The 26,034-nt window shown below is 64.9% G+C and carries 29 protein-coding genes and 1 pseudogene; 10 read left to right on the forward strand and 20 right to left on the reverse strand.

Translation table 11 applies throughout. The features are described from left to right. Positions 1-120: 120 nt before the first annotated feature. Positions 121-483, forward strand: a complete 363-nt coding sequence (locus OHD58_RS07475; RefSeq protein ID WP_263802463.1) for a DUF1850 domain-containing protein — start codon at positions 121-123, stop codon at positions 481-483. Between the two features lie 26 nt (positions 484-509). Here OHD58_RS07475 and OHD58_RS07480 read toward each other — a convergent pair. From OHD58_RS07480 to OHD58_RS07490, 3 genes and pseudogenes are all read right to left on the reverse strand, one after another. Next, positions 510-2,147, reverse strand: a pseudogene (locus OHD58_RS07480) (DUF4166 domain-containing protein); the annotation flags it as partial. Further along, entirely contained in the window at positions 2,140-2,604 is a 465-nt protein-coding gene (locus OHD58_RS07485; protein ID WP_263802464.1) for a thiol-disulfide oxidoreductase DCC family protein, read from the reverse strand. The pseudogene OHD58_RS07480 and the gene OHD58_RS07485, both read right to left, overlap by 8 nt. A 141-nt stretch (positions 2,605-2,745) precedes the next feature. Then, positions 2,746-2,901 carry a hypothetical protein gene (locus OHD58_RS07490; protein ID WP_263802465.1) on the reverse strand — a complete coding sequence of 52 codons (156 nt, stop codon included), beginning with the start codon at positions 2,899-2,901 and terminating at the stop codon, positions 2,746-2,748. Between the two features lie 368 nt (positions 2,902-3,269). On the opposite strand from OHD58_RS07490, the gene OHD58_RS07495 reads away from it, so the two are divergent. Next, positions 3,270-3,776: a ferritin-like domain-containing protein gene (locus OHD58_RS07495; protein ID WP_263802467.1), complete on the forward strand. Its 507-nt coding sequence runs from the start codon at positions 3,270-3,272 to the stop codon at positions 3,774-3,776. Positions 3,777-3,837: 61 nt separating this feature from the next. Here OHD58_RS07495 and OHD58_RS07500 read toward each other — a convergent pair whose 3' ends face one another. Continuing rightward, complete coding sequence (locus tag OHD58_RS07500; RefSeq protein ID WP_263802468.1) at positions 3,838-4,524, reverse strand: ArsR/SmtB family transcription factor; 687 nt, start codon at positions 4,522-4,524, stop codon at positions 3,838-3,840. Between the two features lie 165 nt (positions 4,525-4,689). Between OHD58_RS07500 and OHD58_RS07505 the strand changes: the two genes are divergently transcribed. Next, entirely contained in the window at positions 4,690-5,022 is a 333-nt protein-coding gene (locus OHD58_RS07505) for an NIPSNAP family protein (RefSeq protein WP_263802469.1), read from the forward strand. Positions 5,023-5,035: 13 nt separating this feature from the next. Here OHD58_RS07505 and mbfA read toward each other — a convergent pair whose 3' ends face one another. After that, complete coding sequence (gene mbfA, locus OHD58_RS07510; RefSeq protein WP_263802470.1) at positions 5,036-6,016, reverse strand: iron exporter MbfA; 981 nt, start codon at positions 6,014-6,016, stop codon at positions 5,036-5,038. A 166-nt stretch (positions 6,017-6,182) separates the two neighbouring features. Here mbfA and OHD58_RS07515 point away from each other — a divergent pair, with 166 nt between their 5' ends. After that, on the forward strand, positions 6,183-7,172 hold the full coding sequence (locus tag OHD58_RS07515) for a threonine/serine dehydratase (RefSeq protein ID WP_263802471.1): 990 nt from the start codon (positions 6,183-6,185) through the stop codon (positions 7,170-7,172). Positions 7,173-7,230: 58 nt separating this feature from the next. On the opposite strand, the gene OHD58_RS07520 is transcribed toward OHD58_RS07515, so the two are convergent. The 6 genes from OHD58_RS07520 to OHD58_RS07545 form a co-directional block, all read right to left on the reverse strand. Beyond that, positions 7,231-7,644, reverse strand: a complete 414-nt coding sequence (locus tag OHD58_RS07520) for a hypothetical protein (RefSeq protein ID WP_263802472.1) — start codon at positions 7,642-7,644, stop codon at positions 7,231-7,233. Positions 7,645-7,833: 189 nt separating this feature from the next. Beyond that, positions 7,834-8,700 carry a DUF2066 domain-containing protein gene (locus OHD58_RS07525; protein WP_263802473.1) on the reverse strand — a complete coding sequence of 289 codons (867 nt, stop codon included), beginning with the start codon at positions 8,698-8,700 and terminating at the stop codon, positions 7,834-7,836. A gap of 17 nt (positions 8,701-8,717) precedes the next feature. Continuing rightward, positions 8,718-9,854: an ABC transporter permease gene (locus OHD58_RS07530; RefSeq protein ID WP_263802474.1), complete on the reverse strand. Its 1,137-nt coding sequence runs from the start codon at positions 9,852-9,854 to the stop codon at positions 8,718-8,720. Beyond that, on the reverse strand, positions 9,851-10,768 hold the full coding sequence (locus OHD58_RS07535) for an ATP-binding cassette domain-containing protein (RefSeq protein ID WP_263802475.1): 918 nt from the start codon (positions 10,766-10,768) through the stop codon (positions 9,851-9,853). Before OHD58_RS07535 ends, OHD58_RS07530 begins: the two co-directional genes overlap by 4 nt. A gap of 115 nt (positions 10,769-10,883) precedes the next feature. Next, the gene (locus tag OHD58_RS07540; protein ID WP_263802476.1) at positions 10,884-11,840 is read right to left on the reverse strand and encodes an HlyD family secretion protein; all 957 of its coding nucleotides are present in this window, start codon (positions 11,838-11,840) and stop codon (positions 10,884-10,886) included. Beyond that, positions 11,837-12,535 carry a CerR family C-terminal domain-containing protein gene (locus tag OHD58_RS07545; RefSeq protein WP_263802477.1) on the reverse strand — a complete coding sequence of 233 codons (699 nt, stop codon included), beginning with the start codon at positions 12,533-12,535 and terminating at the stop codon, positions 11,837-11,839. Before OHD58_RS07545 ends, OHD58_RS07540 begins: the two co-directional genes overlap by 4 nt. An 80-nt stretch (positions 12,536-12,615) precedes the next feature. On the opposite strand from OHD58_RS07545, the gene OHD58_RS07550 reads away from it, so the two are divergent. From OHD58_RS07550 to OHD58_RS07570, 5 genes are all read left to right on the forward strand, one after another. After that, a complete protein-coding gene (locus OHD58_RS07550) occupies positions 12,616-13,089 on the forward strand; it encodes a CYTH domain-containing protein (RefSeq protein WP_263802478.1) in 474 nt (157 codons plus the stop codon). After that, complete coding sequence (locus OHD58_RS07555; RefSeq protein ID WP_263802479.1) at positions 13,086-14,027, forward strand: CHAD domain-containing protein; 942 nt, start codon at positions 13,086-13,088, stop codon at positions 14,025-14,027. Before OHD58_RS07550 ends, OHD58_RS07555 begins: the two co-directional genes overlap by 4 nt. Further along, the gene (locus tag OHD58_RS07560) at positions 14,014-14,859 is read left to right on the forward strand and encodes a YiiX/YebB-like N1pC/P60 family cysteine hydrolase (RefSeq protein ID WP_263802480.1); all 846 of its coding nucleotides are present in this window, start codon (positions 14,014-14,016) and stop codon (positions 14,857-14,859) included. Before OHD58_RS07555 ends, OHD58_RS07560 begins: the two co-directional genes overlap by 14 nt. A gap of 148 nt (positions 14,860-15,007) precedes the next feature. Continuing rightward, positions 15,008-16,132 carry a multicopper oxidase domain-containing protein gene (locus OHD58_RS07565; protein ID WP_263802482.1) on the forward strand — a complete coding sequence of 375 codons (1,125 nt, stop codon included), beginning with the start codon at positions 15,008-15,010 and terminating at the stop codon, positions 16,130-16,132. Continuing rightward, positions 16,129-17,343: a metal transporter gene (locus OHD58_RS07570; protein ID WP_412177174.1), complete on the forward strand. Its 1,215-nt coding sequence runs from the start codon at positions 16,129-16,131 to the stop codon at positions 17,341-17,343. Before OHD58_RS07565 ends, OHD58_RS07570 begins: the two co-directional genes overlap by 4 nt. Before the next feature lie 18 nt (positions 17,344-17,361). Here OHD58_RS07570 and sigJ read toward each other — a convergent pair whose 3' ends face one another. The 9 genes from sigJ to OHD58_RS07615 all read right to left on the reverse strand — a co-directional run bounded on the left by sigJ (position 17,362) and on the right by OHD58_RS07615 (position 24,410). Next, positions 17,362-18,246, reverse strand: coding sequence for an RNA polymerase sigma factor SigJ (gene sigJ, locus OHD58_RS07575; RefSeq protein WP_263802484.1), 885 nt, complete (start codon positions 18,244-18,246; stop codon positions 17,362-17,364). A gap of 155 nt (positions 18,247-18,401) precedes the next feature. Then, positions 18,402-20,117, reverse strand: coding sequence for a SulP family inorganic anion transporter (locus OHD58_RS07580; protein ID WP_263802485.1), 1,716 nt, complete (start codon positions 20,115-20,117; stop codon positions 18,402-18,404). Between the two features lie 170 nt (positions 20,118-20,287). Then, complete coding sequence (locus OHD58_RS07585; RefSeq protein WP_263802741.1) at positions 20,288-20,548, reverse strand: helix-turn-helix domain-containing protein; 261 nt, start codon at positions 20,546-20,548, stop codon at positions 20,288-20,290. 85 nt (positions 20,549-20,633) lie between these two features. Next, entirely contained in the window at positions 20,634-21,347 is a 714-nt protein-coding gene (locus tag OHD58_RS07590) for a phosphatase PAP2 family protein (protein WP_263802486.1), read from the reverse strand. Continuing rightward, the gene (locus OHD58_RS07595; protein WP_263802487.1) at positions 21,344-21,682 is read right to left on the reverse strand and encodes a hypothetical protein; all 339 of its coding nucleotides are present in this window, start codon (positions 21,680-21,682) and stop codon (positions 21,344-21,346) included. Before OHD58_RS07595 ends, OHD58_RS07590 begins: the two co-directional genes overlap by 4 nt. A 112-nt stretch (positions 21,683-21,794) precedes the next feature. Beyond that, on the reverse strand, positions 21,795-22,463 hold the full coding sequence (locus OHD58_RS07600; protein ID WP_263802488.1) for an aquaporin: 669 nt from the start codon (positions 22,461-22,463) through the stop codon (positions 21,795-21,797). A 20-nt stretch (positions 22,464-22,483) separates the two neighbouring features. After that, positions 22,484-23,005, reverse strand: coding sequence for an arsenate reductase ArsC (locus tag OHD58_RS07605; RefSeq protein ID WP_263802489.1), 522 nt, complete (start codon positions 23,003-23,005; stop codon positions 22,484-22,486). Then, positions 23,002-23,358 (reverse strand): ArsR/SmtB family transcription factor, encoded by a 357-nt coding sequence (locus OHD58_RS07610; RefSeq protein ID WP_263802490.1) that lies wholly within the window; start codon positions 23,356-23,358, stop codon positions 23,002-23,004. The genes OHD58_RS07605 and OHD58_RS07610 overlap by 4 nt, the downstream gene beginning before the upstream one ends. Positions 23,359-23,456: 98 nt before the next feature. Further along, entirely contained in the window at positions 23,457-24,410 is a 954-nt protein-coding gene (locus OHD58_RS07615) for a ring-cleaving dioxygenase (RefSeq protein ID WP_263802491.1), read from the reverse strand. A 215-nt stretch (positions 24,411-24,625) separates the two neighbouring features. Here OHD58_RS07615 and OHD58_RS07620 point away from each other — a divergent pair, with 215 nt between their 5' ends. After that, entirely contained in the window at positions 24,626-25,984 is a 1,359-nt protein-coding gene (locus OHD58_RS07620) for a cytochrome ubiquinol oxidase subunit I (RefSeq protein ID WP_263802493.1), read from the forward strand. The last annotated feature ends 50 nt before the right edge of the window (positions 25,985-26,034 follow it).

The raw sequence follows: 26,034 nt of genomic DNA on the forward strand, positions 1-26,034 counted from the left end.
GCGGTCCCCCTCCCCCGCATCGCAGGGGAGGATCGGCTGCGGTGCCGTTGCTGCGACCTGGATCCTCCCCCGTTCACGGGGGAGGGGGACCACGCGAAGCGTGGTGGAGGGGGCGGCCTGATGCCGCTCTGCATTCTTGCCGCCGGCAAGACGACCGTGCTTGCGGCAGCCGCGTTCACGCTGTCGTGGACGCATTCGGTCGAGAAGACCCGCTGGGAGGAGGATTGGCGCATCACGCCGGCCGGTCTTCAAATAGTCGAGGCACGCGTCAAGGGTTCGGGAGCCGGCATGGAGCCACCCGAGGATGCAGTGCTCAGGGACGGTTGGTGGACCTATGTGCCCAAAATCCCGCCGCGCCCGTCGCTGACGCTTGCCGCGTCCGGCGCCACCGGAGCCGGCTGGTCGGTCTGCGGCGGCGGATCCTGCGTCACCGTCGGCGAGGAATCCTCCGATCCGGTCGTGCTGCGCGCCTGCGACGGCTGACCGTTGCCGGGCTCCAGCCAGCCGCGATAACGCACCACGCGGCCGATCCCCGGCATCGATATCGCCACATCGAAATTGAACCGTCCTTTCGCGTCGACGAACTCGACGGTTTCGCTTTTCGGCATCAGCCAACGTGGCATCGGAACGCCAAGCGCCGTCCAGCTTTCGACCGGCCAGAATACCTTGCCCTCGTGGGCGTTGATCCGCAGCATGAAGCTGAACGGCCCGAACCGTTCGCGCAGCACGCCTGCCGCGTCGCCGTCGCGGCGCGACAGATGCGAAACGAAGCGGCGGCGGCCGAAGCACCGCGTCCAGCGCTCGCCTGCGACGGTTCTTTCCTTGGTCACCTCGACGGCCACGGCATTGGCAGCCGGCGGAAACCCGAACAGCGCCCCCACCAGCTGCGATAAAAAGCCCTGACCGCGTTCGACCGATGCCGTGCCTGCGAAATGATCGATGTCGTGGATTTCGGCCAATCGCCGCCAGGCTTCGGGCAGGCGGCCGAAATCCTGAACCAGCACCCGTTCCATCAGTGGCGGCGCGGCGGTCTCCTCCTGTCCGCAGTGGATGGCGAACGGCGAAAATCCGGCCTCGATCTCCGCCAGGCTCAGCACGCCGACGGCTGGTGCCGCACCCGGCGCGATGCCGGAATTGCCGCCCAGCAGACGCCTCGCCAGCAGGAAGGCCGGAGTCGGCGGGATTTCCGGGCCGTCGCCGGCTTCCGCGATGACTGTCCATGACCGCTCGACGGCGCGCCCTTCCTGGTCGCGGCCCGCGGCGATCACCACCATGCCGCCGCGATCGGAGCCGAAGGGTTCCAGCCGGTCGGCGATCCATTTCAGCAAGGGCGCCAGTCCGCCGACGGAGCGTGCCAGGCCGAACCGCACCGGCCACGACAGCAGCCACAGCCCTATATGCATGATTTTAAGCTCCAGTCCGGCATGGAACTGCACCGAGCGTGCCTTGTAGCGCTCGGGAAAGATCAGGAGGTCCGGAGCGCCGATCGGGCTCGCCAGCCGCGCGCTCACCGGAGCCGCGCCATGGACCGACAGCGTCAATCGTTTGATGTCGCCCCAGGCTGGTTCACTCATCCATCGTCCGCCGCGCCAGATGTTGAGTGGCCGGCCGACCTGCGCGACGATGCCGCGAACCACAGAAAGGCCGCGCGGCGCCCGGTTGCCGGGCAGGATCGTCGAGTCCACGCTGCTCACTGAGACGAGCGGCCGGACCAGTTCGTCGAGTGCTGCGGCGGAAATCGCCGGTATGCTGCTCGCTCCGGAGAGTACCGACAGGCCGGCGGTCCGCGCCACGGCGTCGAGTTCGCCGATGCCCGCGACGAAAGACGCGTCGTCGGCAAGGTCGATGTAGTGCGCGCCGGCCGCGATCGCCGCCTTGGCAACGCGGTAGGGGTCGTCGCCATAATTCTGAAATGGCCCAGCCGCATCGACGACGATCGCCGGCTTCAGGCCCGTGAGCGCTTCAACCAAGCCGGCATCGCGGTCCAGCCGCAAAGGTGTGCCGCCGAATTTCCGGCAATGCGCCTCGGCGCGTTGCTGTGAGCGTCCGGCCACCAGCACCTCGGCTGCCGTCTCGCGTACCAGCCGGCGCGCCAGCCTGCCGCCGAACACGCCATAGCCGCCAAGGATCAGGACGCGCTCAGCCAATGATGCGCTCGCGCAGTTCGCGGGCCGGAATTTCGCAGCGGTCCTTCTGGCCGAACCAGGCGTAGCGGTTGTTGGCGATCCACGCGTAGAGCCGGTCGCGCGCCCGGCGCGGCAGCAATCTGATCAGCCGCGCCGCCCGCCATGGCCAGCCGAGCGCGTCGCACACGGCAAGCAGGCTGTCCATCCGCGTGAAGGCAACGCCGTCGATGATGACCAGATTGGTTTCGTAGAAGTCCGTCCGCAGCCCGTGACGGCGGTACAGTGCCTGGCCGAGCGGCGATTGGGCGGTGGCGAAACGGAAGTGTTTTTCGCGGTCGAGCCGCACCACCAGGCGCGCGAAGCCGGAGCAAAGCACGCAGACGCCGTCGAAAACGATGAGCGGGTGGCTGCCGTCGAGATCCCTCGGGATCCGGCTGTCGGCGTCGCGAGTGGTGGCTTTATGATCCTGGCCGCTCATGTGCCGCAGATTAGCGGCTCCAGGGCCGGCAAACGAGCCGCATCTTGTCACAGCAGGATGCGCGAATGCGGGCGGTTGTTCAGCTAACGCCGTTTGCGGCGGATACGCGTCCGCGTCGGCGCGAACGCGTCTGTCGTCACGTCAGTGAAACGTGGCCGGTGTTTCGAACGACCCCCTGTGGCGGCGCGCGTAAGCCGGGCCAGGCCCGCGCATGTAGTGCCGCTCCGGGCGGTAGGTCGGCGCGACGAACTCGCGCAACGCCGATGCATAGAATGTGATCTGATTCCAGAATGTCATTTTCCCAGTCCCTGTCCCTTCGGATGTCCCTTCCGAATGTGGGCGTACCATAGCGACGAGGAGTGAATACTCCGTGAACGCGATGTTAATCTTTCCCCAAAAGTCCTTGAAACCATGTCCGAAATCGGGCTGATTCGCGGTCTTTCGATGCCCCCGCTCATCTCTTTTCCGATTGTGGCTTTTCGGCCACATTCCCGTCAGCCGGCAGTGGCTCGGGCAGCGGACTGGATCACGCCGAATGCGAATTTCCGCGCCGCGGGTTTTTCTGGAACCGTGGCCGCGCGGACACGTTGGTTGGGCAAGGTGGAGCTACACGCCGGCCACGGCGGCAATGACGTCGCCGCGCATCATCAGGAAGGACGAGAATCATGGGCTTCTTTTCGAAGGACATCAAATCTTTGGACGATCTCTTCGTGCACACGCTGCGCGATATCTATTACGCCGAGATGGAGATCAAGAAGGCGCTGCCCGACATGATCGACAAGGCGACGAACCCGGAATTGCGGAAGGGTTTCGAATTGCATCTGAAGCAGACCGAGGGCCACATCGATCGTGTCGAGGAGGTATTCGAGATGCACGGCGTCAAGGCCAAGGCTGTCAACTGCCCGGCGATCGACGGCATTCTCGAGGAGGCCAAAGAGGTTGTCGGCGAGGTCGATGACAAGCAGGTGCTTGATTCCGCGCTGATCGCTGCCGCACAGGCGGTCGAGCACTACGAGATCACCCGCTACGGCACGCTGATCGAGTGGGCGAAACAACTCGGCCGCGACGACTGCGCGGCGGTTCTCAAGCAGAACCTCGACGAGGAAAAGGCGACCGACAAGAAGCTGACGGTGCTTGCGGAGAGCAAGATCAACCTGCAGGCCGCCGAATAATTTTCGCATTGATCGACCAAAAACCCGCGCTCCGGCGTGGGTTTTTCGTGCCGCCCGCCCGTCAGGCCGCTGGCAGGAAAGCCTTGGCGAAAGCTTGCTTGCCTTTCGGCGAAAAGATCACCGCGCGGCTTTCGGCATCGCGCCGCGCCCATTTCTCGGCAAGGATCTTGTCGTAGATGGCAGCGCCAAGCGTGCCGGCGAGATGCGAACGCCGCACACTCCAGTCGAGGCAGGCGCGGCATACCGGCCGGCGGTTCGTCGTCAGTCCTTCCGCGTCGATGCCCACCGCCTCGAAATAGCGCGGCCCTGCCTTGCCGATCCGGATGCTGTCGCCGGACTTCACCAGGATGTCCCGGGCCAGGAAGCCGTCGAGCATCGCCACCGCATGGTCGCCGGCGAGATGGTCGTAGCAGATCCGTGCTTCGCGCATGGTCGCTTCGCGCGGACCGGGCCGGGCGCGTTTCGGGCCGACCGAAGCGGCGACACCCATGATCGCTTCCAGCATGCCGGCGATCTGCGGGCTGGCCAGCCCGTAATAGCGGTGGCGGCCTTGTGCCGCGAGGCTGAGCAGGCCGCCCTCCATCAGCTTGGCGAGATGCGAACTCGCCGTCTGCACGGTCACGCCCGCCTCCAGTGCCAGCTCGCTCGCCGTCAGCGCGCCGCCGGCCATCAGCGCCGTCAGCATGTTGGCGCGGGCGGGGTCGCCGACCAGATTGGCTATTCTCGCAATGTCGGGTCCGTCTTTCATAGTTCGATCCTCATCGAAGCATTATCGGCAGACAATTACTATTCTGGCGGCAGTTCAAGGAGACGGCGCCAGGCTCCTGACATGCATCTGTCTAGCGCGTCCGCCTCCTCGGATGTTTCGATCGGGATCGAACCGTCCCGTCTTTCAAGAACAAAGGAGACGACCTTGGCCATCACCTGCTTCATCCGCTACCGGATCGACCCGTTCAAGAAGCCGGAGTTCGAGCGCTATGCCCGCACCTGGGGGCAGGCGATACCGGCCTGCGGCGCCGACCTGATCGGCTATTTCGCGCCGCATGAAGGCTCCGCGACCACTGCCTACGGCGTCTACACCGTCGACAGCCTCGCCGCCTACGAGGCCTACCGGGAACGTCTGAGGGACCACCCGCTCGGCCGGGAAAACTATGAATTCTCGAAGCGCGAAAAATTCATCCTGAAGGAGGATCGCATCTTCCTGAAGCTGGCATCCGGCCCCCACGCGCCTTTGATCCGGTCGTGATCGCTGGAACGGGTCAGGCATTGCCAATCAGCACGCCCGCGCCGAACACCAGCGCTCCGCCGAGCACCACCTGGAAGGCAGCGCGCCAGAACGGCGTTTCCATGTAGCGGTTCTGGATCCAGGCGATCGCCCACAACTCGACGAAGACGATCGCCGCCGCCAGCCCGGTCGCGGTCCAGAAATGCGGGATGAGATAAGGCAGCGCGTGGCCGAGCCCGCCGACCGTCGTCATGATGCCGGTGGTGAAGCCGCGCTTGACGGGCGAGCCGCGCCCGGAGAGCTTGCCGTCGTCGGAAGCCACTTCGGTGAAACCCATCGAGATGCCGGCACCGATCGAGGCGGCGAGGCCGACGAGAAAAGTCTGCCAGGTGTCGTGCGTGGCAAATGCGGCGGCGAAGATCGGCGCCAGCGTCGACACCGAGCCGTCCATCAGTCCGGCCAGTCCCGGCTGCACGTAGGTCAGGATGAACTGCCTCTTTTCACTCAGCCGCTCCTCCTGCCGCACATTGTCCGGCACGAATTTCTGCTCCAGCCGGTGGGCGAGCGATTCATGGCTCTGCTCGGCCGCGGCGAGGTCGCCAAGCAGCTTGCGTGTCGATGCATCGCCGGTCCGCTTGGCGGCTTCTTCGTAGAAGCGCTGCGCCTGCCGTTCCATCGCCTCGGCCTGGTTGCGCACATGGTCGATGCCGAGCGGCCGCACCAGCCAGTCGGGCTTGCGGTCAAAGTAGCCGCGCACATGCTCGCGGCGGATCAGCGGGATGCGTTCGCCGAACCGCGCGCGATGCAATTCGATCAGCGCCGCGCGATGCCCGTCCTCCTCGTCCGCCATCGCGTCGAAGACCTTCGCCGATTGCGGAAAGCCGTCGCGCAGTCCGTCCGCGTAGGCACGGTAGATGCGGCCGTCGTCCTCCTCCGACGAGATGGCGAGGGCGAGGATTTCCTGTTCCGACAGGGAATCGAAGGCGCGGCGGCCGCCGAAGAAGCGCGAAAGCATGGCAGTGATCCAGTTTAGAATTATTCTAAACTAAGGATTCGGTGCCGAAGCGTCAATGCGGCAAGGGGGGCTACCCATCCAGCATTGTTTCCCGGACAAAATAGCGCTTGCCTCCTGGCCGCGCGCGCGCCTAACCAGAGGAAAGAGTTTTTCACGAGGCCCTGTCATGCCCGACGCCAGCCAATCGCTCCCCGGAATTGAGGATGTCCGCGCCGCGGCGGCGCGGCTTCGCGGACTGATCGTCGACACGAAACTGGTCGAGTCGCCCGCCCTCAACGAAAAATTCGGCGGCCGCATCCTGTTCAAGCCGGAAATCCTGCAGCGCACCGGTTCCTTCAAGTTCCGCGGCGCCTACAACAAGATTTCCTCGATACCCGCCGAACAGCGCAGCCGTGGCGTCGTTGCCTATTCCTCGGGCAATCATGCGCAGGGGGTGGCGGCGTCGGCGGCGATGTTCGGCGTCAAGGCGGTCATCGCGATGCCGTCCGACGCGCCGGCGATCAAGGTGGACAATGTCCGGCGCATGGGCGCCGAAGTCATCCTCTTCGATCGGTTCGGCGAGGATCGCGCGACTGTTGTGAAGCCTTACAGGGATCGCGGCATGGTGCTGGTGCCGCCGTTCGACGATCCGGCTATCATCGCCGGGCAGGGCACCATCGGTCTGGAACTCGTCGCCGAAGCGAAAAGCCTCGGCGTGCATCTCGACGCGGTCATTATCCCCTGCGGTGGCGGCGGGCTTTCCAGCGGCATTTCGCTCGCCGTGAAGGCCGGCTCGCCGGATACCGATGTGTGGGTCGCCGAGCCCGAGAACTTCGACGACACCCGCCGCTCGCTGGAGAGCGGGTCGCGGGTGGCGAATGAAGCGGGTCATCGCTCCATCTGCGACGCCATCCTGACCGCCGAACCGGGGGAACTGACCTTCCAGATCAACCGCAGGACGCTGGCCGGCGGCATCGCCGTTTCCGACAAGGCGACCGCTGCCGCCATGCGCGACGCAGCGGCCTATCTCAAGCTGGTGGTGGAGCCGGGCGGCGCGGTGGCCTTCGCCGCGCTGAGTTCGGGCGAGATCGATCTGGCCGGTAAATGCGTGGCCGTCGTTCTGTCCGGCGGCAACGCCGATCTCGGCGCATACGCCGAGATCATCTCTTCTCACTGAAGCGTGTCACCACGCGTAACGTCTTAACGCGCGGTGACAATGGCTCGGTCGAAGCGGCTTAGTTGTAGACCGGGCAGCCGCGCTCGCGACCGAAGACGACGGAAACCCTGTCGCCACCACGTGCGCGTCCGCGCACCTCGATGGTGCGGCGGCCGGCTGAAACGACGCGCGCACGGCGAATGCCCATCCGCTCCGCCTTGTCTAGCGCGCGGTCCTCGCTGCACCCACGCCGCCGATAAACAGCTGTTCTCTCTTCGTCGAAGTCGTCGTCATAGCGGTCTCGCTCGTAGCGGTCGCGACGGTAGCAATCCTCGAAATCGGGGTTGCATCGATCCCGGGTTCTGACACGCGCGCCGTCGGGCCCGATCTGGAGTTCGAGGGTATCCTGCGCCAGCGACGGGGCGGCAAAAAGCGGCATGCCGGTTACGCCCATGGCCAGCGCAAGGGCGGAGTTGATCAGGAAATTGCGCATAACAATCCTCCATTCGGGAACACAACGATTTGAGAGGCCCCGGGTTTCAAGAGACCGTGTCGTTTCTTGGGCAGGGCGGGATCAGCCGGGCTTGCGTGCCCGGCACGATCCTGTGGCGCGAGATGGCTTCCTGGAAGGATCCATGTTCGAACAATGGGTTAGCCGGTGACAGCCCGAAAGAAAAATTGTCTACTCCGGCTGTCCGTTGCCGGAGAGTATTTGTGCGGCGCCGCGCATTCCGTTGCGGAATGCTTCGTCGAAGCCGACACCGCGCACCTGCCACTCATGGTTTTTGCCTTCGGCAGCCATCCACCAGTCGGCGATCCAGCCCTTCGCCTCATCGCTCCATGTCAGCCTGCCGGCAAGGGCGAGATTTCCGCCATTGTTTCGCGCTTCCGCATCGAGGCCGGGGAGATCGGTTGCATCCTGGATCATGCTTTTTGCCGTGTTTTGCACCGGCAGGGCTATCACCATGCCGGCTCTCTCCGCCGCGGCGGCCAGCGAAACGCGCATATCGGCCTCGCCGCGATCATCGCCTGCGCGAACAAGCCTGAATGCGGTTCCTTTTCGCGGCGTGACATCGAGGAAAACGACGACGGGCGGCCGCTGCGACAGCCACGGCTCCCGGCCAAGCTTCTCCAGCACCGCATCGGTCTTGACCTGGTCGAAATCGACGGTGAGGTCGTGCGGCCGGTCGTAGGAACCTTGCTCGTCGTGGATCGGCACGCCGCTCATCCGGTCGCGATACTGGTAACCGGCGACCAGATCCCCGGCCTTTGCGGCGATCTCGGCGACTTTCGGATCGCCGATCAGGCGCGGGTCGCCCGACAGCTTGACCAGCACGTCCTCCAGGCAGATCGCGAAGCCGGCCTTCCTGTTCGCTTCTCCTTGCCCGCTGACCACCACCTGCGCGCGGTACAGATGGTCGATGCGTGCCGCATGTGCGGTGCCGAGGCCGAAAAGCAGCAACAGCACGATCTGGACGATCGGCCGGAAAAGCCTGGAATTCTGGATCACACCGTACCCTTTCGACTGGCCGCTGGAAGCTATCAGCACGACAGGCTACCGGGAAGCTAATCCAGTGTGCGCCTGAACCGCAGCAGCGCCAGGCCCGCAAACAACGCCACGAACAGCACCAGCCAGCCGATTTCCACGGCAACCGCGGAAAATTCCGCGCCCTTCAGCATCACGGCCCGGATGATGCGCAGGAAATGTGTCAGCGGCAGGATTTCACCGAAGATTTGCGCCCAGCCCGGCATACCGCGGTAGGGGAACATGAAACCCGACAGCAGGATCGACGGCAGGAAGAAGAAGAAGGTGAGTTGCAACGCCTGCATCTGGGTGCGTGCCATAGTCGAGATCGTGTAGCCGAGCAGCACGAGCGCCAGCACGAAGATCAGGATCGCCGACAAAAGCAACGACAGCGAACCGGTGAACGGCACGGCGAACAGACCCTTCGCCGCGACCAGCACGACCGCCACCTGCACCGCGCCGACCACGAGGTAGGGCAGCACCTTGCCCATCATGATCTCCAGAGGGCTGGCCGGCATGGCGAGCAGGTTCTCCATCGTGCCGCGCTCGGTTTCCCGCGTCAGCGCGATCGAGGTCATCATCACCATCGTCATCTGCAGGATGACGCCGAGCAGGCCGGGCACGATGTTGTATTGCGAAATGCCCTCCGGGTTGTAGCGGCGGTGCACGACCACCTGCAACTGGCTCTTGGCCGCCTCGGCCGCCGCCTGCTGCATGCCTTGTTCGCGCAGCAGCGCCTGGCTCGCGACCGTTCCCAGCGTCGACACGGCGCCGCTGGAGGCCGAAGGGTCGGTTGCGTCGGCTTCGATCAGGATCTGCGGGTTGTCGCCGCGTTCCACGCGGCGGGCGAAATCGGAAGGTATGGTCACCACGAAGGCGACGGTGCCGTTGGCCATCAGTTTTTCGGCTTCCTCGGCGCTCACCGCCACGTGGTCGAAACGGTAGTAGTCGGTCATCTGCAGCGCCGACACGATGGCGCGCGTGTAGTGGTCGTTGCTGGTGGCGACGAGCGCCGCCGGCAGGCTCTTCGGGTCGCTGTTGATGGCATAGCCGAACAGCAGCAATTGCATCAGCGGCACCCCCAGCATCATGGCGAAGGTGATGCGGTCGCGCCGCATCTGGATAAATTCCTTCATCAGGAGCGCGCCGAGCCGGGCAAAGGAAAACACCGTGTTCATGCCATGTTGTCCTTCGAGCCGGCCATGAACTGGATGAAGACGTCCTCCAGGCTGGTTTCGCCGGGCTGCACGGTGATGTCCTTGCGTTTCTTCAGTTCTGCCAGCGAGGCGGTCAGGGCCTTCTTGTCCGAGCCGACCACATGCAAGGTGGTGCCGAACGGCGCCACCTGCTCGACGCCGGGCTTGCCCTCCAGTTCGTCGGCGATCTCGTTCAGCTTCGGGCCGCTGATCACGAAGGTGGTCAGCCCGGCGTTCCTGATCACCTCGTCGACGGTCCCGGACGCCAGCATCTTGCCGTAGGAGATGTAGCTGATGCGGTGGCAGCGCTCCGCCTCGTCCATGTAGTGGGTCGACACCAGCACCGTCAGCCCGCCGCGTGCCAGCCGGTGGATCTCGTCCCAGAACTCGCGCCGCGCCTTGGGGTCGACGCCTGCCGTCGGCTCGTCGAGCAGCAGCAGTTTCGGCTTGTGCATGATGCAGGCGGCGAGCGCCAGCCGCTGCTTCCAGCCGCCCGAAAGCGTACCGGCAAGCTGGTCCTTGCGCGTCGTCAGGCCGAGTTCCTCCAGGGTGCGTGCGACATGCTCGCCAACCGGCTTCAGCCGGTAGAGGCGCGCCACGAATTCGAGGTTCTCCTCGATCGTCAGATCCTCGTAGAACGAGAACTTCTGCGTCATGTAGCCGACTTCGCGCTTGATCTTCAGGCTCTCGGTGCGAAGGTTGTAGCCCAGCACCTCGCCGTCGCCCTCGTCGGGTGTCAGAAGCCCGCACATGATGCGGATCGTCGTCGTCTTGCCGGAGCCGTTCGGCCCGAGGAAACCGACGATCTCGCCCTCGGCGACCGTCATCGTCACATGGTCGACGACAGTTTTGGTGCCGAAACGCTTCACCAGGTTTTTGACGTCGATCGCGTTCATGACGCTGCGCCTTCGGCTCGCGAGTGAGTAGTGAGTAGTGAATAGTGAATAGGGGAGGATGCCGTTGACATGTCGTTCGTCCGGTACATAGCCACTACTCACTACTCACTACTCACTACTCACTACTCACTACTGCCAAATCCACATCCACGATCTGCCCCGGCTGCAGTGGCGTCGCGTCGCCTTCCGGTCGCGCCTCGACGAGGTAGACGAGCTTCTGGCGCGTCTCCAGCGAGTAGATCACCGGCGGCGTGAACTCGGGATCTGGCGAAACATAGCTGACCCGCGCTGTCAGGCCCGGAGGGCAGCCGTCGCAGCGCACGTCGAGCAGCGCCCCGACCTTCACCGCCGAGAAGCTGGCTTCCGGTACATAGACCTTCAGCTTCACCGCGCCGTCTGGCAGCATCGAGATCACGGGCGCGGACGGACCGGCGATATCGCCGGGATCGCGGATGACGTCGTCGATACGGCCGGGCGAGGGCGCCGTGAGCACCCGCTTGGAAAGCTGCCATTCCGCCTTTTCGAGCGCGGCCTTCGCCTGCTCGACCTGGTTTTCGGCCGCCTTGATGGTTTCGGCGCGCGCCGGCAGCCGGGCCACGGCAAGGTTTGCTTTCGCCTGGCCGACAGAAGCATCCGCCTGTTCGGCGGCGGTCGCCGCTTTGTCGTATTCGGCCTGGGTCGACGTTCCCTTGATGAGCAGATCGTTTAGCCGGCTCTGCACGCGGTCGGCCTCGGTCTTCTGTGCCATCGCCGATTTCAGCGCCGCCTCCAGCACCGCGATCTCTTCCGGGCGCTTGCCGATCTTCAGGTCGGCGAGTTGCGCCTCTGCCTGCGCCACCGCCGATTTCGCCTGGGCGACGGCAATCCGCGCGTCGGCCGTCTCCAGCGTCACCAACGGCTGGCCGGCTTCGACGCGATCACCGCGCCGCACCGATACGGTTTCGACCTGTGCCACCTCGATCGGCGCCAGAAGCACATATTCGCCCTCGACATAACCCACGGCCAGCGGCGCGGCGGGTCCGCAGGCCGAAAACAGCCAGGCGGCGAACGGGATGGCGCAGAACATGCTCATGATGGTTGGCCCTTCCGGCCTTCGAGAACCGCGACGAGGTTGCTTCTGGCGACATCGAGAATGTCCGACGCCTGTTGCGGACCGATCTCGGTCCAGCCCATGCGTCGCCGCACCGCTTCGCGGCCGATACGGAAATAGACGACCTGTCCGATCAGTGTGAACACGGTGAGTTTGGTGCGGTCGCTTTCGGCCGGCTCGCCCGTCGCCTGCTCCCACAGCATGCAGAGGCGCTTGTGCACTGGCTCGAACACGCCGCTGTAGATGCGGTCGAGCGCTGCTGTCGGCTGCGAGAGTTCGCGCAACACGAACTGGACAACCTCGCCCGCCTCGGGCGAAGCCACGATGAAGGTGATCATCCGCTCCAGTGCGCCGATGAGTTGTGCCCGCGCGGCGTCCGGCTCGAGCCGCGCCGGAATTGTCGCGTCGAGATTGCCCATCGCCTGGCCGGCGATCGCCTGGATGGTCTGCACGATGTGGTCGGCAGCGGCGAGCCGCAGTCCGTCCTTGCCCCGGAAATGATAAGCGATGCTGCCGATGTTGGCATTGGCGAGCGCCGCGATGTCGCGCGTCGAGGTGCCGTCGAACCCCTTGGATCCGAACAGCGTCAGGGCCGCGCGGATCAGTGCGAGGCGGGTCATGTCCGCCGAGGACGGCGGGGTCTGGACGGTGGGCGCGGGATCGAGTTTCTTGATCATGAGACGGTATTTAATCAATCGAATGATTAAAGTCAAGTGATGCCTTGCCCTGCCGTCAAGCCTGCGCTTTATTCACGCCCATGGCCAAGGAAGTGGAACGCAAGTTTCTGGTGGAGGGAGATGGCTGGCGCAGCCTTTCGGAGGCGGCGGTTCCGATCCGGCAATTCTATCTCGCCGCAAACACCGGCCGTTCGGTGCGGGTGCGGGTGAACGACGGCAGATCGGCCGTGCTGACGCTGAAGTTCGGCAGCCATGGACGGGAACGCGACGAGTTCGAATATCCGATCCCCCTCGAGGACGCGGAAGAACTGGTCGAGTTCGCGGTTGGCCGCGTCATCGAGAAGACCCGCCACCACATCAGGCACGGCGGCTATCTCTACGAGGTCGATGTTTTCGGGGGCGCTCTGGCGGGCCTGGTCATCGCCGAACTCGAAACGCCGGACACCGTGCCGTACGCCGCACTGCCGGCCTGGCTCGGTCGCGAGGTGACCGGCAACAGCGCCTTCTACAATGCCTCGCTCGCGCGTCATGGCCTGCCGGTGGCGGCTGCATGAACTACCGCATCGATCCCCACCTGCCGCTCACCGGAGAAATCCGCCGTATCGCGGGCGGCCGCATCGGCAAGGCGGTCGACAGCCTCGAAACCTCCCGCACCACGCCCGAGAAGGGCCTGCACGACGCCCGCAAGCGCTTCAAGGAATTGCGCGCGCTCTTTCGGCTTGTGCGTTCCGGCGACCGTGCTTTCTCCCGCAAGGAGGGAATTCGCTACCGCGACATCGCTCGTACCATAGCCGGCGCCCGCGAGGCGACCGCCCTGATCGAAACCCTCGACCGGCTGGTCAAGGAATTCCCGAAGGCCTGTTCCGCGGGCGAACTCGACGGTATCCGGGCTGCCCTTGAGGCGCGTCGCGAGCGCATCGCCCACGACCGCGCCGACCTCGGCCCCGTCATCGACACTGCGATCGCCGCGTGCGGCAGTGGCCGCATCGCGCTCGCTGGCATCGCCTTGCCCGACGACCCGCAACTGCCGGCCGATGTGCTTGCCGACGGCGCCCGCAAGACCATGCGCCACGCGGCTCGGGCTCTCGGCACGGCTGCGAAGCGCGGCAAGCCGGACGATTTCCACACTCTGCGCAAGGCGGTGAAGGCCCACTGGATGCATCTGTCTTTGTTGCGCGGGGTCTGGCCGCGCCCTCTGAAATCACGCCGCAAGGCGGTCGAGACGCTCGCCGAGCGTCTGGGTGATCTCAACGATATTTTTGTCATGCGCGCCTTGATCGAGGCGGAAGGCAAGGCGCTCGGCGGCAAGAAGGCAATCGCCCTGATGCGGCGGCTGCTCAAACGCAGCGAAAGGCCGTTGCGCAAGGATTGCCTCAAGGAAGCGGGGAAACTGTTCCGCGAAAAGCGCAAGCCGACCGTCAGGAAGATCGTCGGCAATTACCGGGCGGATGCCGATACCGGGAAGGCGAAGCCGGCCAATGTCCCAGCCTGACGACACGCCCCTCGACCGTTTCGGCCGATGGATCGCAGGCCGACTGAAGACGGAATCGTCAGGCTACGAACCCTATACGCCGTCCGATCCGGTCACCTTGCGCCGCGCGCTGGAGCCGGGCGATATCCTGCTGATCGAGGGCAACCAGCGGGTTTCCGCGGTCATCAAATATCTCACGCAGTCGACCTGGTCGCATGCCGCTCTCTATGTCGGCGATGCCTTGCCGGAACCCGATGACGGCTCGGAGCACCCCCGGCTCATCGAGGTCAATCTCGGCGAGGGGTGCATCGCCGTGCCGTTGTCGAAATACCGCACCTACAACACCCGCATCTGCCGGGCACGAGGCCTGACCCCTGAGGACCGCTCGGCGGTGGTCGACTTCATGATAGGCAGGCTCGGTCTGAAATACGACATGAAGAACATCTTCGACATGCTGCGCTATTTCTTTCCCGCGCCGCCGATCCCGGTGCGCTGGCGCCGTCGCCTGATCGCCTTCGGCTCCGGCGATCCGACCCGCTCGATCTGCTCGACGCTGATCGCCGAAGCCTACGAGGGCATCCGCTATCCGATCCTGCCCGAGATCACCCGCGCGCCCGGCCGTGCCTCGGCGCAATCCCACTATTCACGGCAGGAGATCCTGCACATCCGCCATCATTCGCTCTACACGCCGCGCGATTTCGACCTGTCGCCCTATTTCGAGATCGTCAAGCCGACGCTGCAGTACGGCTTCGACTACAAGACGCTCATCTGGAGTGCCGGCGCCGATGAACCGGCGAACGCGCCGGCGCCGGAGCCCGTACCGATCACGGTGGAAAAGCCACACGCCGGCTGACCGGTTTTCGGGACCTTTGCTTTCAGTGACGTCCGGCTCCAGCGGCTCGCCTCCGGGTGAATGCCAACATAGCCTCGTTAAAAAATCGATTGAGAACGATACCGTCTTGGCGCATACTGCAAATCATTCTCATTTGCAGGAAGTAGCCATGGGTGATATTTCAATCTGGCTGCGGGACCGGATCAGTCGGCGCGGCCTGCTTTCGGGAGGCCTTGCCGCGGCAGGTGGAACCACCATTTGCGCGACGAGTGTCGCGCTTGGACAATCGACGCATGGGCAGCACAAGGCGGCAGCTGCGGGGCCTCCCCCTGATCATGCTGGTGCTCACGGCGCCATGATCACCGTCGGCGAGGTGGATGACGCCCGGAACGGCTTCGACCCCTCCGTGCTTTTGACCGAATGGGACATTGGGACGGTCTCCCGGCTGCCGGACGGGCGTACGCTGCGCACCTTCGAGGTCACCGCCGAAGACAAGGAGATCGAGATTGCGCCGGGCATCATGTTCCCGGCCTGGACCTACAACGGGCGGGTCCCCGGGCCGTCACTGCGAGCGACGGAAGGCGACCACCTCAGGATCGTATTCAAGAATTCCGGCTCGCACCCGCATTCCATGCATTTCCACGGCATCCATGCCGCGCGCATGGATGGGGTTCCCGGGGCAGGGCTGATCGATCCTGGCGACGAGTTCGTCTATGAGTTCGATGCGAGGCCGTTCGGCTGCCACCTCTACCACTGCCACGCGCTGCCGCTGAAGCGGCACATCCACAAGGGGATGTATGGCGCGTTCGTCATCGACCCGGATCCTGCCCGGCATCCGGATCAGGCCGAAATTGCCCGCTCCCGCCTTTTTGGCACGCTGGAGAATGCCGGCTGGCAGGAATTCGTGATGGTGATGAACGCCTTCGACACGAACTTCGACAACGAGAACGAGGTCTACGCCGTCAACACGGTCGCGCATGCGTTCATGAAGCGTCCGATCAAGATTGTCCGCGACAGGCCCGTCCGCATCTACCTCGTCAACGTCGTCGAGTTCGATCCGATCAATTCATTCCATCTGCACGCCAATTTTTTCGACTATTACGAGCAGGGAACCACGCTTGTTCCGACGTTGAGGACCGTGGACCTGATCACCCAGGTGCAGGCGCAGCGCGGCATCCTCGAATTCACTTACAGGGACCATGAGACCGGTCTTTACATGTTTCACCCTCACCAGTCGGAATTCACCGAACTGGGTTGGGCCGGGATGTTCGATGTGGTGGAGGCCGTCGCATGAACGACACGCCGAATCCCGTCGCCGAGGCTGGCCGGATGGCACTCGTCGGAGCGCAAAAGTCGCCATGGAACCTGTTGTGGCTGGTGCTCCCGCTTGCTGTCCTGGCGCTGGCGATCGCCTGGCTGCTGGCCACCAATCCCTTGCGGAGTTTCAACAATGGCGCTCCGCCGGTCGAGAACCTCACCTTCGAGCGGACAATCCTCGCTGCTGACGGCATCAGTGTCCTCGTCCGCGCCGGTGGCTCCGAGCCGCTGACTGTCGCCCAGGTTCAAGTCGACGATGCCTATTGGCAGTTCACGCAGGATCCGCCCGGTCCGATTGCCCGTGGCGCAACGGCCTGGATTCGGTTGCCTTTTCCCTGGGTCGTCGGCGAAGCGCATGCGATCAGGATCGTCACCAATACGGGAGCCACCTTCGATCACGAGATCGCGGTTGCCGTATCCACGCCGACGCACGGGGCAGGCGACCTGTTTCACCAGGGCCTGCTCGGAGTTTTCGTCGGCATTGTCCCCGTCGCGATCGGGCTGATGTTCTATCCCGCGCTTCGTGGCGTCGGCCAAAGTGGGATGAATTTTCTCCTGGCATTGACCGTCGGCTTGCTCGCCTACCTGTTGGTCGATGCGCTGGAAGACGCGCTCGAGCTGGCCGGCGAGGCTGCGGCACTTTTCCAGGGTCATGTCATGGTGGTGCTGGCGGCAGCGGCCACCTTCCTCCTTCTGATCGCTGTCGGCCGCCGCCATGGCGCACCGGCTGGCCTGGCCCTGGCGACCTTCATCGCGCTTGGCATCGGCCTGCACAATCTCGGCGAAGGGTTGGCCATCGGCGCGGCGTTCGCCTCCGGCGCCGCGGGCCTCGGTACCTTCCTCGTTGTCGGCTTCACCTTGCACAACATCACCGAAGGCATCGGCATCGCCGCGCCGATCCTGAAAAAGCGCCCGCCGCTTCTGGCCTTCGTTGGTCTCGCTTTGCTCGCCGGCGGTCCCGCCGTCATCGGCCTGTGGATCGGCAGCCTTGCTTTCGCCCCGCAATGGTCAGCCCTGGCGCTGGCGATCGGGGCCGGCGCCATATTGCAGGTCATTGTCGAGGTGAGCATGCTTCTCATCCGCTCGAACGGAGCGGGATCCCGGGCACTCGTCGAACCGGCGGCGATGGCGGGGTTCGCAGCCGGTATCGGGTTCATGTTCCTGACGGCGATGCTGGTGAAGATATGAAGCGGTGGCGATTGGCCGTTAACCCTTGGGCGATAGGCCAATTCCTGAAAGCTTGTCCGGGTTGCGCACGATGTAGATGCCGTTGATGGCGCCGTGCTCGTCGAGCGCAAAACTCATCGTCTGCTCGATCTTTCCATCGACGACCAGCACCAGTCCCGGTTCTCCATTGACGCTGACCGGCTGGAACCGCGTCCGCTCCGGTGGCTGGAACTTCTGTGCGATGACGACGAGGAAGCCGGCGACCATGTCGAACCCCGACAGCACGTCGCGGGCAGCCGGCACCTTGCCGCCGCCATCGGAGATGAATTCGACGTCGGCGGCCAGAATTTGCTTCAGCGGCTCGATGCTGCCTGTCCGCGCCGTCTCGGTGAAGCCGGCGACATAACGGCTGACATCGCTTTCCGTCGGGTGGAAGCGCGGATTGGCCTGCTGCAGCGTCTTGCGTGCCCGCGACGCCAGCTGGCGGCATGCCGCCGGCGACCGTTTCAGCGTCTCCGCGATCTCCTCGAAAGGCACGTCGTAGAGGTCGTGCAGGAACAGCGCCGCGCGCTCCAGCGGCGACAGCAGTTCCAGCGCCCGCATGATGCCGAACGAGATGTCCAGAGCGGCGTCGCCGGCTTCCGGATCGGTGGTGCCGGCCTGCGCTACGATCGGTTCCGGCAGCCATGGCCCGACATAGGTCTCGCGCCGCCGCGAGGCCGATTTCAGCCGGTCGAGGCAGAGATTGGTGACGATGCGCGACAGGTAGCGGCCGGCATCGTCCGGTGCCTCCGCATCAGCAAAGCGCAGCCAGGCGTCCTGCACGGCGTCTTCCGCTTCACTCACCGAACCGAGATAGCGATAGGCGAGCCGGACCAGCCGCTTGCGTTCGCCGAGATAGGCGGCGAGCCGCTGCTCTTTCATTTGGTCGGTAGCTTCAGGCATGTTTCACAACACTTTCTCGATCGCCGCGCGTCCATGCCACAGGGCGTGGTCGCATGAGATCACCTCTTTGCCTCTCGACGAGATGGCAGGTGGAAGTGTGACATCGGCTTGCGCTCTTTCCGTGGCAAGCGGTTTCAGTGTTCCCGTTTGCCGAGTTGCGCCAGCGCGTCCTTGACGGAGGATGCATAGGTGACCAGCGGCCGTTTCACCCCGTGGTTGATGAGCGTGCGCCTGACCTGCGGCGAGGCGCCGGTGATGATGAAGCGCACCCCGCTGCGCTGCGCCTTGCGCGCCGCTCCCTCCAGCACGTTCGCCGCCGTCGAATCGAGGAAGGGCACCGCGGAGCAGTCGAGGATGAAGTTCCTGCGCTGGTCGGCGATGCGGTCGAGCACGGTGCCGACCGTCGAGGCGGCGCCGAAGAAGAAGGCGCCGGAGATGCGGTAGACCACGGTCTCGGCGTTGCCGGCCTGGTCCGGATCGTAGGCTGTGCGTCCGCCGTTTTCCGTATCCGCGACGTCTTCCCCGACCAGCGGCACGTCGGTCTCCACTGCGATCGATTTTGCCATGCGGTCGATGAACAGCACCGAACCGAGTGCGAAGCCGACGACGATGCCTTCGGTCAGGTCGCGGAAGACCACCAGCCCGAAGGTGACGAGCAGCACCACCGCGTCGCCGCGCGACGATCTGAGCAGCGACGCGAAGGCGTTCTTCTCCACCATGTTCCACGCCACGACGGCCAGCACGCCGGCCAGTGCCGCCAGCGGGATGTAGCTCGCCAGCGGCGCAGCTATCAGCATGAACAGAAGCAGGAACAGCGCGTGCAGCATGCCTGATACTGGCCCGTGCGCGCCCGCCCGCACATTGGTCGCGGTGCGCGCTATGGTGCCCGTGACGCAGATGCCGCCGAACACCGCCGAGCCGATATTGGCGAAGCCTTGCGCGACCAGCTCGCAATTGGAGCGGTGGCGGCGCCCGGTCATGCCGTCGGCGACCACCGCCGAGAGCAGCGATTCGATTGCACCGAGCAGCGCGAACGCGATGGCGTCGGGCAGCACCGCCTCGGCCATCTCCAGGCTGAAAGCGGGCAGCGCAGGGGCCGGCAGGATGCGCGGAATGCCGCCGTAGCGCGTGCCGATCGTCTCGACCGGCAAGGTCAGCAGCGCCGTGGCCAGCGCAGCCGCCCCGACCGCGATCAGCATACCCGGCCAGCTCGGCCTGATGTGCTTCAGCCCGATGATGATGCCTATCGTCAGCGCTGCGACCAGGACTGCCGATGGATTGACGCTGCCTGCCGCACTCGCCAGCGCGTCGAGCTTGGGCAGCAGTTCGCCGGGCTCTTTGCCGGTCAGGGTCAGACCGAACAGCTCCTTGATCTGGCTGGCGAAGATGATGACGGCGATGCCGGCGGTGAAGCCGACGGTCACCGGATAGGGGATGAATTTGATGTAGGTGCCGACCCTCAGATACCCGATAGCGACCAGGAATATGCCGGCCATCATCGTGGCGAGAAGCAGCCCGTCGATGCCGTGACGTTCCGCCGTGGCGGCGACCAGCACGATGAAGGCCCCGGCCGGCCCGCCGATCTGGAAGCGGCTGCCACCGAGCGCCGAAACCAGGAAGCCGCCGATGACCGCCGTGAAGAGGCCGCGGTCGGGCGAAACCCCGGACGAGATGGCGACCGCCATCGACAAGGGCAGGGCGACGATCGCCACCGTCAGTCCGGCGATCAGGTCTGCCTGGAACTGCGGCAGGCGATAGCCCTCGCGCAGCACGGTGACGAGTTTCGGTGTGAACAGTTCGGCGAATGTCGGTTTGGAATGCCCGCGGACCGGGTTCCTGCTGGATTTCATGCTCGCACTTCCGCCCCGCTGCGGCATCGGCTTTTCGCAAAGCACGATGCCTGGACCTCAGGTCATGGAGCATCCTTGTGCGCGTCGGGCACGCACGGCGCTCCAATGCGGCGGGATCGTCGGCAGAATTGTCGGCGGTCGCCGTCGCGACTCGGTGCAGATTGTGGCGTTCAGCCGCCCTGTGCGGTCAGCTTGAGGCGTACGCCCCTGCCACCGCGCTCGCTTGCCTGGTTGTCCGCGATCAGTTCAACACCACACTCGTCGAGCGCCTGGATGACCTTCATCAGCGTGTCGACCACGCCTCGGACCACGCCCTCGCTGGCCTCCATGCGCTGGATCGTCGGCACCGAGACGCCGGCGCGTTCGGCCAGCGTCTTCTGGTCGATGCCTGCGAGTGCCCTGGCGGCGCGCATTTGTGCGGCTGTGATAATCGGAATAACCCCGTCTCAGTCTGCAATATGAATGTATCATTCATTCATATTGATGTTTCAAGCATGAATGTTTGGGCCAGATCGCTTAGCCGTTCGCCTCGTCCGTTTGCGCCCGCGGCAGCACTCGGCGCGAGACCAGCCAGCACAGCATCGCCCAGGCCGATCCGGCGCACCAGCCGGCGAGCACGTCCGACGGCCAGTGCACGCCGAGATAGACCCGGCTGATGCCGACCAGCAGCGTGGCGATGACCGCCACCGCCAGCACGTAACTCTTGAGCAGCCGTCCGGGCAGCACCCGCGCCAGCAGCGAGCCGAGCGTCAGATAGGTCACCGCCGAAAGCATGGCGTGGCCGCTCGGGAAGCTCAGCGTATAGACTTCTGCCAGATGCGAGACGAGATCGGGGCGCGGCCGGTCGACGCCGAGCTTCAGGAGACTAGAGAGCAACTGCCCGCCTGTGATCGAAACGAAGATGAACAGCGCTGTCTTGGCCTTGCCGGCGAGCAGCAGGTAAACGATCACCGACAGGACGATCAACACCAGCACGCTGGTCGAGCCAAGCGCAGTCAGGTCGCGCATCGCTTCCTCGACCCACAGCGGCCCGATCGGGTCGTTGGGATTGCCCGCCACGCGGAAGGCAAGCAGGATATCCGTATCGAAGCTGTGCGGTGTCGTCGCCCGCGCCACTTCCAGGAGTTCGACGAAGCCCCACAGGCCGCCGGCAATCACCAGCCCGGCCAGAAGCACGTTGAATTCGATGCGGCGCCAGATCGGCCGGTCGTTCGAAGCAGGGTCGGTCATCGCGCCGTGAAATAGGGCCCGATGGTGATCAGCGCAACAGCGAGCACGGCCAGCGTCAGTCCGGCGCCTTGCACTGCCGTCACTTTTTCGCCGAACACCGAAAACGCGATCAGGTTCACCGCCAGCAATTGGATGACGCCGGAGAGGCTGAGCGCCACGCCCATGCCGAACTCGCGGATTAGCCGCAGCATGATCAAATTGCCGAGCGAATAGAGCGCCAGCACCAGCGCCAGCCGCCAGAAATTCGGCGCCAGCGTCCAGGCCTTTGCCGCGCTGGCCGCGGCCAGGAAGACCACGGTCGAAATGCCGAGTTGCATCATGCCTGATGTGTTCACGTTCGCAGCCCCCGCGCCCGCCGAAATGGCGAGCCGCCTTCCGCGAGTTCTCGGAGAAAGCCGCGCGGGCGTCAAGGTGTTGTCGCTGGGCCAGTCTGCATCTGTCGTGGCTTCAGCCAGCCACAGGCTTTGCGTCCGGCGAAAACAGCAGTCGGCTCGCCGCCAGGCCGGCCAGTGCGCCCAGCAATTGCGCGGCGATGAATGCCGGCGCATCGATGGGGCGGATGCCCGCGAACGTATCCGAAAGCATTCGCGCAACGGTTACCGCCGGGTTGGCGAACGATGTCGACGCGGTGAACCAGTAGGCGGCGGCGATGTAGAGACCGACGAGGAACGGCACCGCATCGGGCCGCCGCGCCGAGGCTCCAAGAATGGTCAGCACCAGGCCGAAGGTCGCCACCGCTTCGGCGATCCATTGCCCGCTGCCGGTGCGCGCCGTCACCGACAGTTGCAGCACCGGCAATTCGAACATCAGGTGCGCGATCCACGCGCCTGCTATCGCCCCCGCTATCTGCACGGCGGTGTAGGGAATGAGCAGGCGCCACGGAAAATCGCCGCGCAACGCCAGGCACAGGCTGACCGCCGGGTTGAAGTGCGCGCCCGAAACCGGTGCGAAGATCAGGATCAGCACCGCGAGCATGGCGCCCGTCGGCAGCGTGTTGCCGAGCAGCGCGAGGGCATCGTTTCCGCCCGCAAGCCGTTCCGCCATGATGCCGGAGCCGACGATCGCCGCCAGCAGCAACATCGTGCCCAGCCCCTCGCCGCAAAGGCGTCGCGCCAATCCCCCTTGTACCAATGCCGTCAACCCCTGGCGTGCGGCGAGGCGCCTTCCTGCTTGCCGATCTCGGAAAGATGGTGCGTCATCGCCATGCGGTCGATGCTGTCGAGCGGCAACGCCATGAAGGCCGAAATCCGGTTCTTCAGGAAGCGGAACGCCTCGACGAATGCGGTTTCCTTCTCGATCTCGGTGCCTTCCACCGCTTTGGGATCCTCTATTCCCCAATGCGCCGTCGCCGGATGCCCGGGCCATACCGGGCAGGCCTCGCCGGCAGCGGTGTCGCAGACGGTGAAGATGAAATCCATCTGCGGCGCCCCGGGCTTGGCGAATTCATCCCAGTTTTTCGAGCGGAACCCGTCCGCCGCGTAGCCGTAGCTTTCGAGCACCTTCAGCGCGATCGGGCTGATCTCGCCGCTGGCCTGGCTGCCTGCCGAAAAGGCGTTGAACCGTCCGGCGCCGTCCTGCTTCAGGATGCCCTCCGCCATGATCGAACGTGCGGAATTGCCGGTGCATAGAAACAGCACGTTGAAGACAGGGGCGCTCATGACGGAATCTCCTGGAGGGGTTTGCAGCACGGTGAAAGTTCGGCGATCAGCGGCGCGCAGATTTCCGGCCTGCCGTTGCAGCAATTCTTGAGCAGGAACAGCATCAGCCGCTGCAGTCCCGCGAAATCGGCTTTGTAGGCAATCGACCGGCCGTCACGCTCGCCCTCGATCAGCCCCGCCCGCGTCAGCACGGCGAGGTGGGCAGACATCGTGTTCTGCGGCACGCCGATCAGTCGCGCCAGTTCACCCGCCGCGACGCCTTCGGGCTGCTCGCCCACCAGAAGCTTGAATGTCTCGAGCCGCGTCGGCTGGGCGAGCGCGGAAAATGCGGCTATCGCGTCGTTGGTATCCATAAATCCAGACTAATGGATATATATGACAGCCAAATGACACGCATGGATGCGAGACCGCCGGATATTCGGGGCGGCCTCGCGTTATTTTCACGAGCGGCTCAGGCGAGCGGCTTCAGGCCGGCCTCGATCTGCGCCCGCCTCGGCTCGAGGAACGGCGGCAGCGCCAGCCTTTCGCCGAGGCTTTCCAGCGGCTCGTCGGCGGTGAAGCCGGGACCGTCGGTGGCGATCTCGAACAGGATGCCGTTCGGCTCGCGGAAATAGAGCGAGCGGAAATAATAGCGCTCCACCTCGCCGCTCGACGGCACCCGCAGTTTTGTCAGCCGCTCGGTCCATTCGTGCATCTGTTCCAGGTCGGGGGTGCGGAACGCCACATGGTGCACCGCGCCGGCGCCCTGCCGTGCCGGCGGCAGCCCGGGCTGGACCGTGACATGCAGTTCGGCCGCCGGGCCGCCGTCGCCCATCTCGAACACATGCACATGGCCGTTGCCGTCCGGCGAGGCGTGGTCGCGCGCCTTGCGCATGTTCATCACCTGCGTCAGCACGCTCTCGGTGGGCGCGAGGTCCGGCACGCTCAGCGTGATCGGCCCGAGGCCGCGGATCTGGTGTTCGGCCGGCACCGGGCTTTTCGCCCATGGGTGCGAAGCGCCGCTGCCGCCGTCGTCGATCAGCCGGAAGCGCTGGCCCTCGGCGTCCTCGAAGTCGAGCGAGCGGTAGCCGGCGATGTCGGCGATCTCGCCGGTGGTCACCTTGGCCGCCTTCAGATGGTCCTGCCACCAGCCGAGCGTTTTCTCGCCCGAAACCCTGAGGCCGGTGCGGGCGATGCTGTGCGTGCCCCGGTTCTCGCGCGCTGTGGGCCAGTCGAAGAAGGTCAGGTCGCTGCCCGGCGTTGCTTCGCCGTCGGCGTAGAACAGGTGGTAGGCGCTGGTGTCGTCCTGGTTGACGGTCTTCTTGACCAGCCGCAGCCCCAGCGTCTTCGTGTAGAACGCCACATTGGCCGGTGCTTCGGCGGTGATCGCGGTCAGATGGTGAATGCCGGTAAGCTGCAAGGTCATGGTCGGCTCCTGTCCGTATGGGATGTTGCGCCACATATCGGTATGCACCGGCGGCCGGCGAAGGCCTCAAACGGCGACTGTATGTTCACCGAAACAGGGTTGCGACGCAAATTCCGGCTGGCCTGCGACACTGCGCCCCGCGCGGCGCTGCGCCGCTTTGACCAGCCCGCCCTTGCGGCCTATCTTGCCAATCAGAGAAGCCGGAGCAGCCGACCATGGATCCGCTTATCCTGTCACGCATTCAGTTTGCAGCGAACATTTCGTTCCACATCCTGTTTCCGTCGATCACCATTGCGCTCGGCTGGGTGCTGCTCTTCTTCAAATGGCGCTACAACCGCACCGGCGACACCGCGTGGATGCGCGCCTATTTCACCTGGGTGAAGATTTTCGCGCTGTCGTTTGCCATGGGTGTCGTCTCCGGCATCACCATGAGCTTCCAGTTCGGCACCAACTGGCCGGGCTACATGGAAACCGTCGGCAACATCGCCGGCCCGCTGCTCGCCTATGAGGTGCTGACCGCGTTCTTCCTCGAGGCGGTGTTCCTCGGCATCATGCTGTTCGGCTTCAGCCGGGTCTCCAACGGCGTGCACACGCTGGCCACCTTCCTCGTCGCCTTCGGCACCACGCTTTCGGCCTTCTGGATCCTGGCGCTCAATTCCTGGATGCAGACGCCGACCGGCTTCGAGATGCGCGACGGCGTCGCCCATGCCGTCGACTGGTGGGCGATCGTCTTCAACCCGTCCTTCCCGTACCGCCTCATCCACATGCTGCTGGCATCCGGGCTTACGGTCTCGTTCCTCATCGCCGGGTTTTCGGCGCTGCGCTTCCTGGCCGGCGACCGTTCCGATTCCATGTGGCGGGCGTTGCGCACCGGCGTCTTCGCCGGCGCCATCCTCATCCCGGTGCAGATCTTCGTCGGCGACCAGCATGGCCTGAACACGCTCGAGCACCAGCCGCAGAAGGTAGCGGCGATGGAAGCCAACTGGGAGACGCGCGCCAACGTGCCATTGGTGCTGTTTGCCATCCCGGACGAGAAGGCCCGCGAGAACCGGTTCGAACTCGCCATCCCCAACGGCGCCAGCCTCATCCTGCGCCACAGCACCGACGGCATCGTGCCCGGCCTCAACGACTATCCGGGCAACCACCCGCCGGTGTTCCCGGTCTTCTGGGGCTTCCGCATCATGGTCGGCGTCGGGGTGATGATGCTTGTCGTGTCGTGGACTGCCGGCTTCTTCCTGTGGCGGCGGCAGACGCTGCCGAAACCGCTTGCCTTGCTCATGGTGCCGATGGCGCTGTCGGGCTGGGTCGCCGTGCTTGCCGGCTGGTACACCACCGAGATCGGCCGCCAGCCCTGGCTTGTCACCGGCGTCCTCAAGACCGCCGATGCCGTCGGCCCGGTCGCCGGCGGTCAGGTGGCCTTCACCCTTGCCGTTTACCTGGTGCTCTATGCGGTGTTGCTCCTGGCCTATCTCAGCGTGCTCTACTATCTCGCGATGAAGGCGGCCAAGGATGGCGACACCTCGCCGCTGCCGGCCGTGCTCGACACGCCGCTGTCACAGCCGGCGCAGAACTGAGGAGTGAGGTGATGCTGGCGGTAGGTGTCTTGATTAAAAGTGCTGGCGTT

Origin of the sequence: Mesorhizobium sp. ZC-5, assembly GCF_025753855.1 — a bacterium.
GTDB lineage: Bacteria > Pseudomonadota > Alphaproteobacteria > Rhizobiales > Rhizobiaceae > Neomesorhizobium.

What these genes read in the sequence shown, in the direction of transcription:
- OHD58_RS07475 (WP_263802463.1), top strand. Translation starts at nt 121, where the DNA reads ATGCCGCTCTGCATTCTTGCCGCCGGCAAGACGACCGTGCTTGCGGCA.
- OHD58_RS07485 (WP_263802464.1), bottom strand. Translation starts at nt 2,604, where the DNA reads ATGAGCGGCCAGGATCATAAAGCCACCACTCGCGACGCCGACAGCCGG.
- OHD58_RS07490 (WP_263802465.1), bottom strand. Translation starts at nt 2,901, where the DNA reads ATGACATTCTGGAATCAGATCACATTCTATGCATCGGCGTTGCGCGAG.
- OHD58_RS07495 (WP_263802467.1), top strand. Translation starts at nt 3,270, where the DNA reads ATGGGCTTCTTTTCGAAGGACATCAAATCTTTGGACGATCTCTTCGTG.
- OHD58_RS07500 (WP_263802468.1), bottom strand. Translation starts at nt 4,524, where the DNA reads ATGAAAGACGGACCCGACATTGCGAGAATAGCCAATCTGGTCGGCGAC.
- mbfA (WP_263802470.1), bottom strand. Translation starts at nt 6,016, where the DNA reads ATGCTTTCGCGCTTCTTCGGCGGCCGCCGCGCCTTCGATTCCCTGTCG.
- OHD58_RS07515 (WP_263802471.1), top strand. Translation starts at nt 6,183, where the DNA reads ATGCCCGACGCCAGCCAATCGCTCCCCGGAATTGAGGATGTCCGCGCC.
- OHD58_RS07520 (WP_263802472.1), bottom strand. Translation starts at nt 7,644, where the DNA reads ATGCGCAATTTCCTGATCAACTCCGCCCTTGCGCTGGCCATGGGCGTA.
- OHD58_RS07530 (WP_263802474.1), bottom strand. Translation starts at nt 9,854, where the DNA reads ATGAACACGGTGTTTTCCTTTGCCCGGCTCGGCGCGCTCCTGATGAAG.
- OHD58_RS07535 (WP_263802475.1), bottom strand. Translation starts at nt 10,768, where the DNA reads ATGAACGCGATCGACGTCAAAAACCTGGTGAAGCGTTTCGGCACCAAA.
- OHD58_RS07540 (WP_263802476.1), bottom strand. Translation starts at nt 11,840, where the DNA reads ATGAGCATGTTCTGCGCCATCCCGTTCGCCGCCTGGCTGTTTTCGGCC.
- OHD58_RS07545 (WP_263802477.1), bottom strand. Translation starts at nt 12,535, where the DNA reads ATGATCAAGAAACTCGATCCCGCGCCCACCGTCCAGACCCCGCCGTCC.
- OHD58_RS07550 (WP_263802478.1), top strand. Translation starts at nt 12,616, where the DNA reads ATGGCCAAGGAAGTGGAACGCAAGTTTCTGGTGGAGGGAGATGGCTGG.
- OHD58_RS07555 (WP_263802479.1), top strand. Translation starts at nt 13,086, where the DNA reads ATGAACTACCGCATCGATCCCCACCTGCCGCTCACCGGAGAAATCCGC.
- OHD58_RS07560 (WP_263802480.1), top strand. Translation starts at nt 14,014, where the DNA reads ATGTCCCAGCCTGACGACACGCCCCTCGACCGTTTCGGCCGATGGATC.
- OHD58_RS07565 (WP_263802482.1), top strand. Translation starts at nt 15,008, where the DNA reads ATGGGTGATATTTCAATCTGGCTGCGGGACCGGATCAGTCGGCGCGGC.
- OHD58_RS07570 (WP_412177174.1), top strand. Translation starts at nt 16,129, where the DNA reads ATGAACGACACGCCGAATCCCGTCGCCGAGGCTGGCCGGATGGCACTC.
- sigJ (WP_263802484.1), bottom strand. Translation starts at nt 18,246, where the DNA reads ATGAAAGAGCAGCGGCTCGCCGCCTATCTCGGCGAACGCAAGCGGCTG.
- OHD58_RS07580 (WP_263802485.1), bottom strand. Translation starts at nt 20,117, where the DNA reads ATGAAATCCAGCAGGAACCCGGTCCGCGGGCATTCCAAACCGACATTC.
- OHD58_RS07590 (WP_263802486.1), bottom strand. Translation starts at nt 21,347, where the DNA reads ATGACCGACCCTGCTTCGAACGACCGGCCGATCTGGCGCCGCATCGAA.
- OHD58_RS07605 (WP_263802489.1), bottom strand. Translation starts at nt 23,005, where the DNA reads ATGAGCGCCCCTGTCTTCAACGTGCTGTTTCTATGCACCGGCAATTCC.
- OHD58_RS07610 (WP_263802490.1), bottom strand. Translation starts at nt 23,358, where the DNA reads ATGGATACCAACGACGCGATAGCCGCATTTTCCGCGCTCGCCCAGCCG.
- OHD58_RS07615 (WP_263802491.1), bottom strand. Translation starts at nt 24,410, where the DNA reads ATGACCTTGCAGCTTACCGGCATTCACCATCTGACCGCGATCACCGCC.
- OHD58_RS07620 (WP_263802493.1), top strand. Translation starts at nt 24,626, where the DNA reads ATGGATCCGCTTATCCTGTCACGCATTCAGTTTGCAGCGAACATTTCG.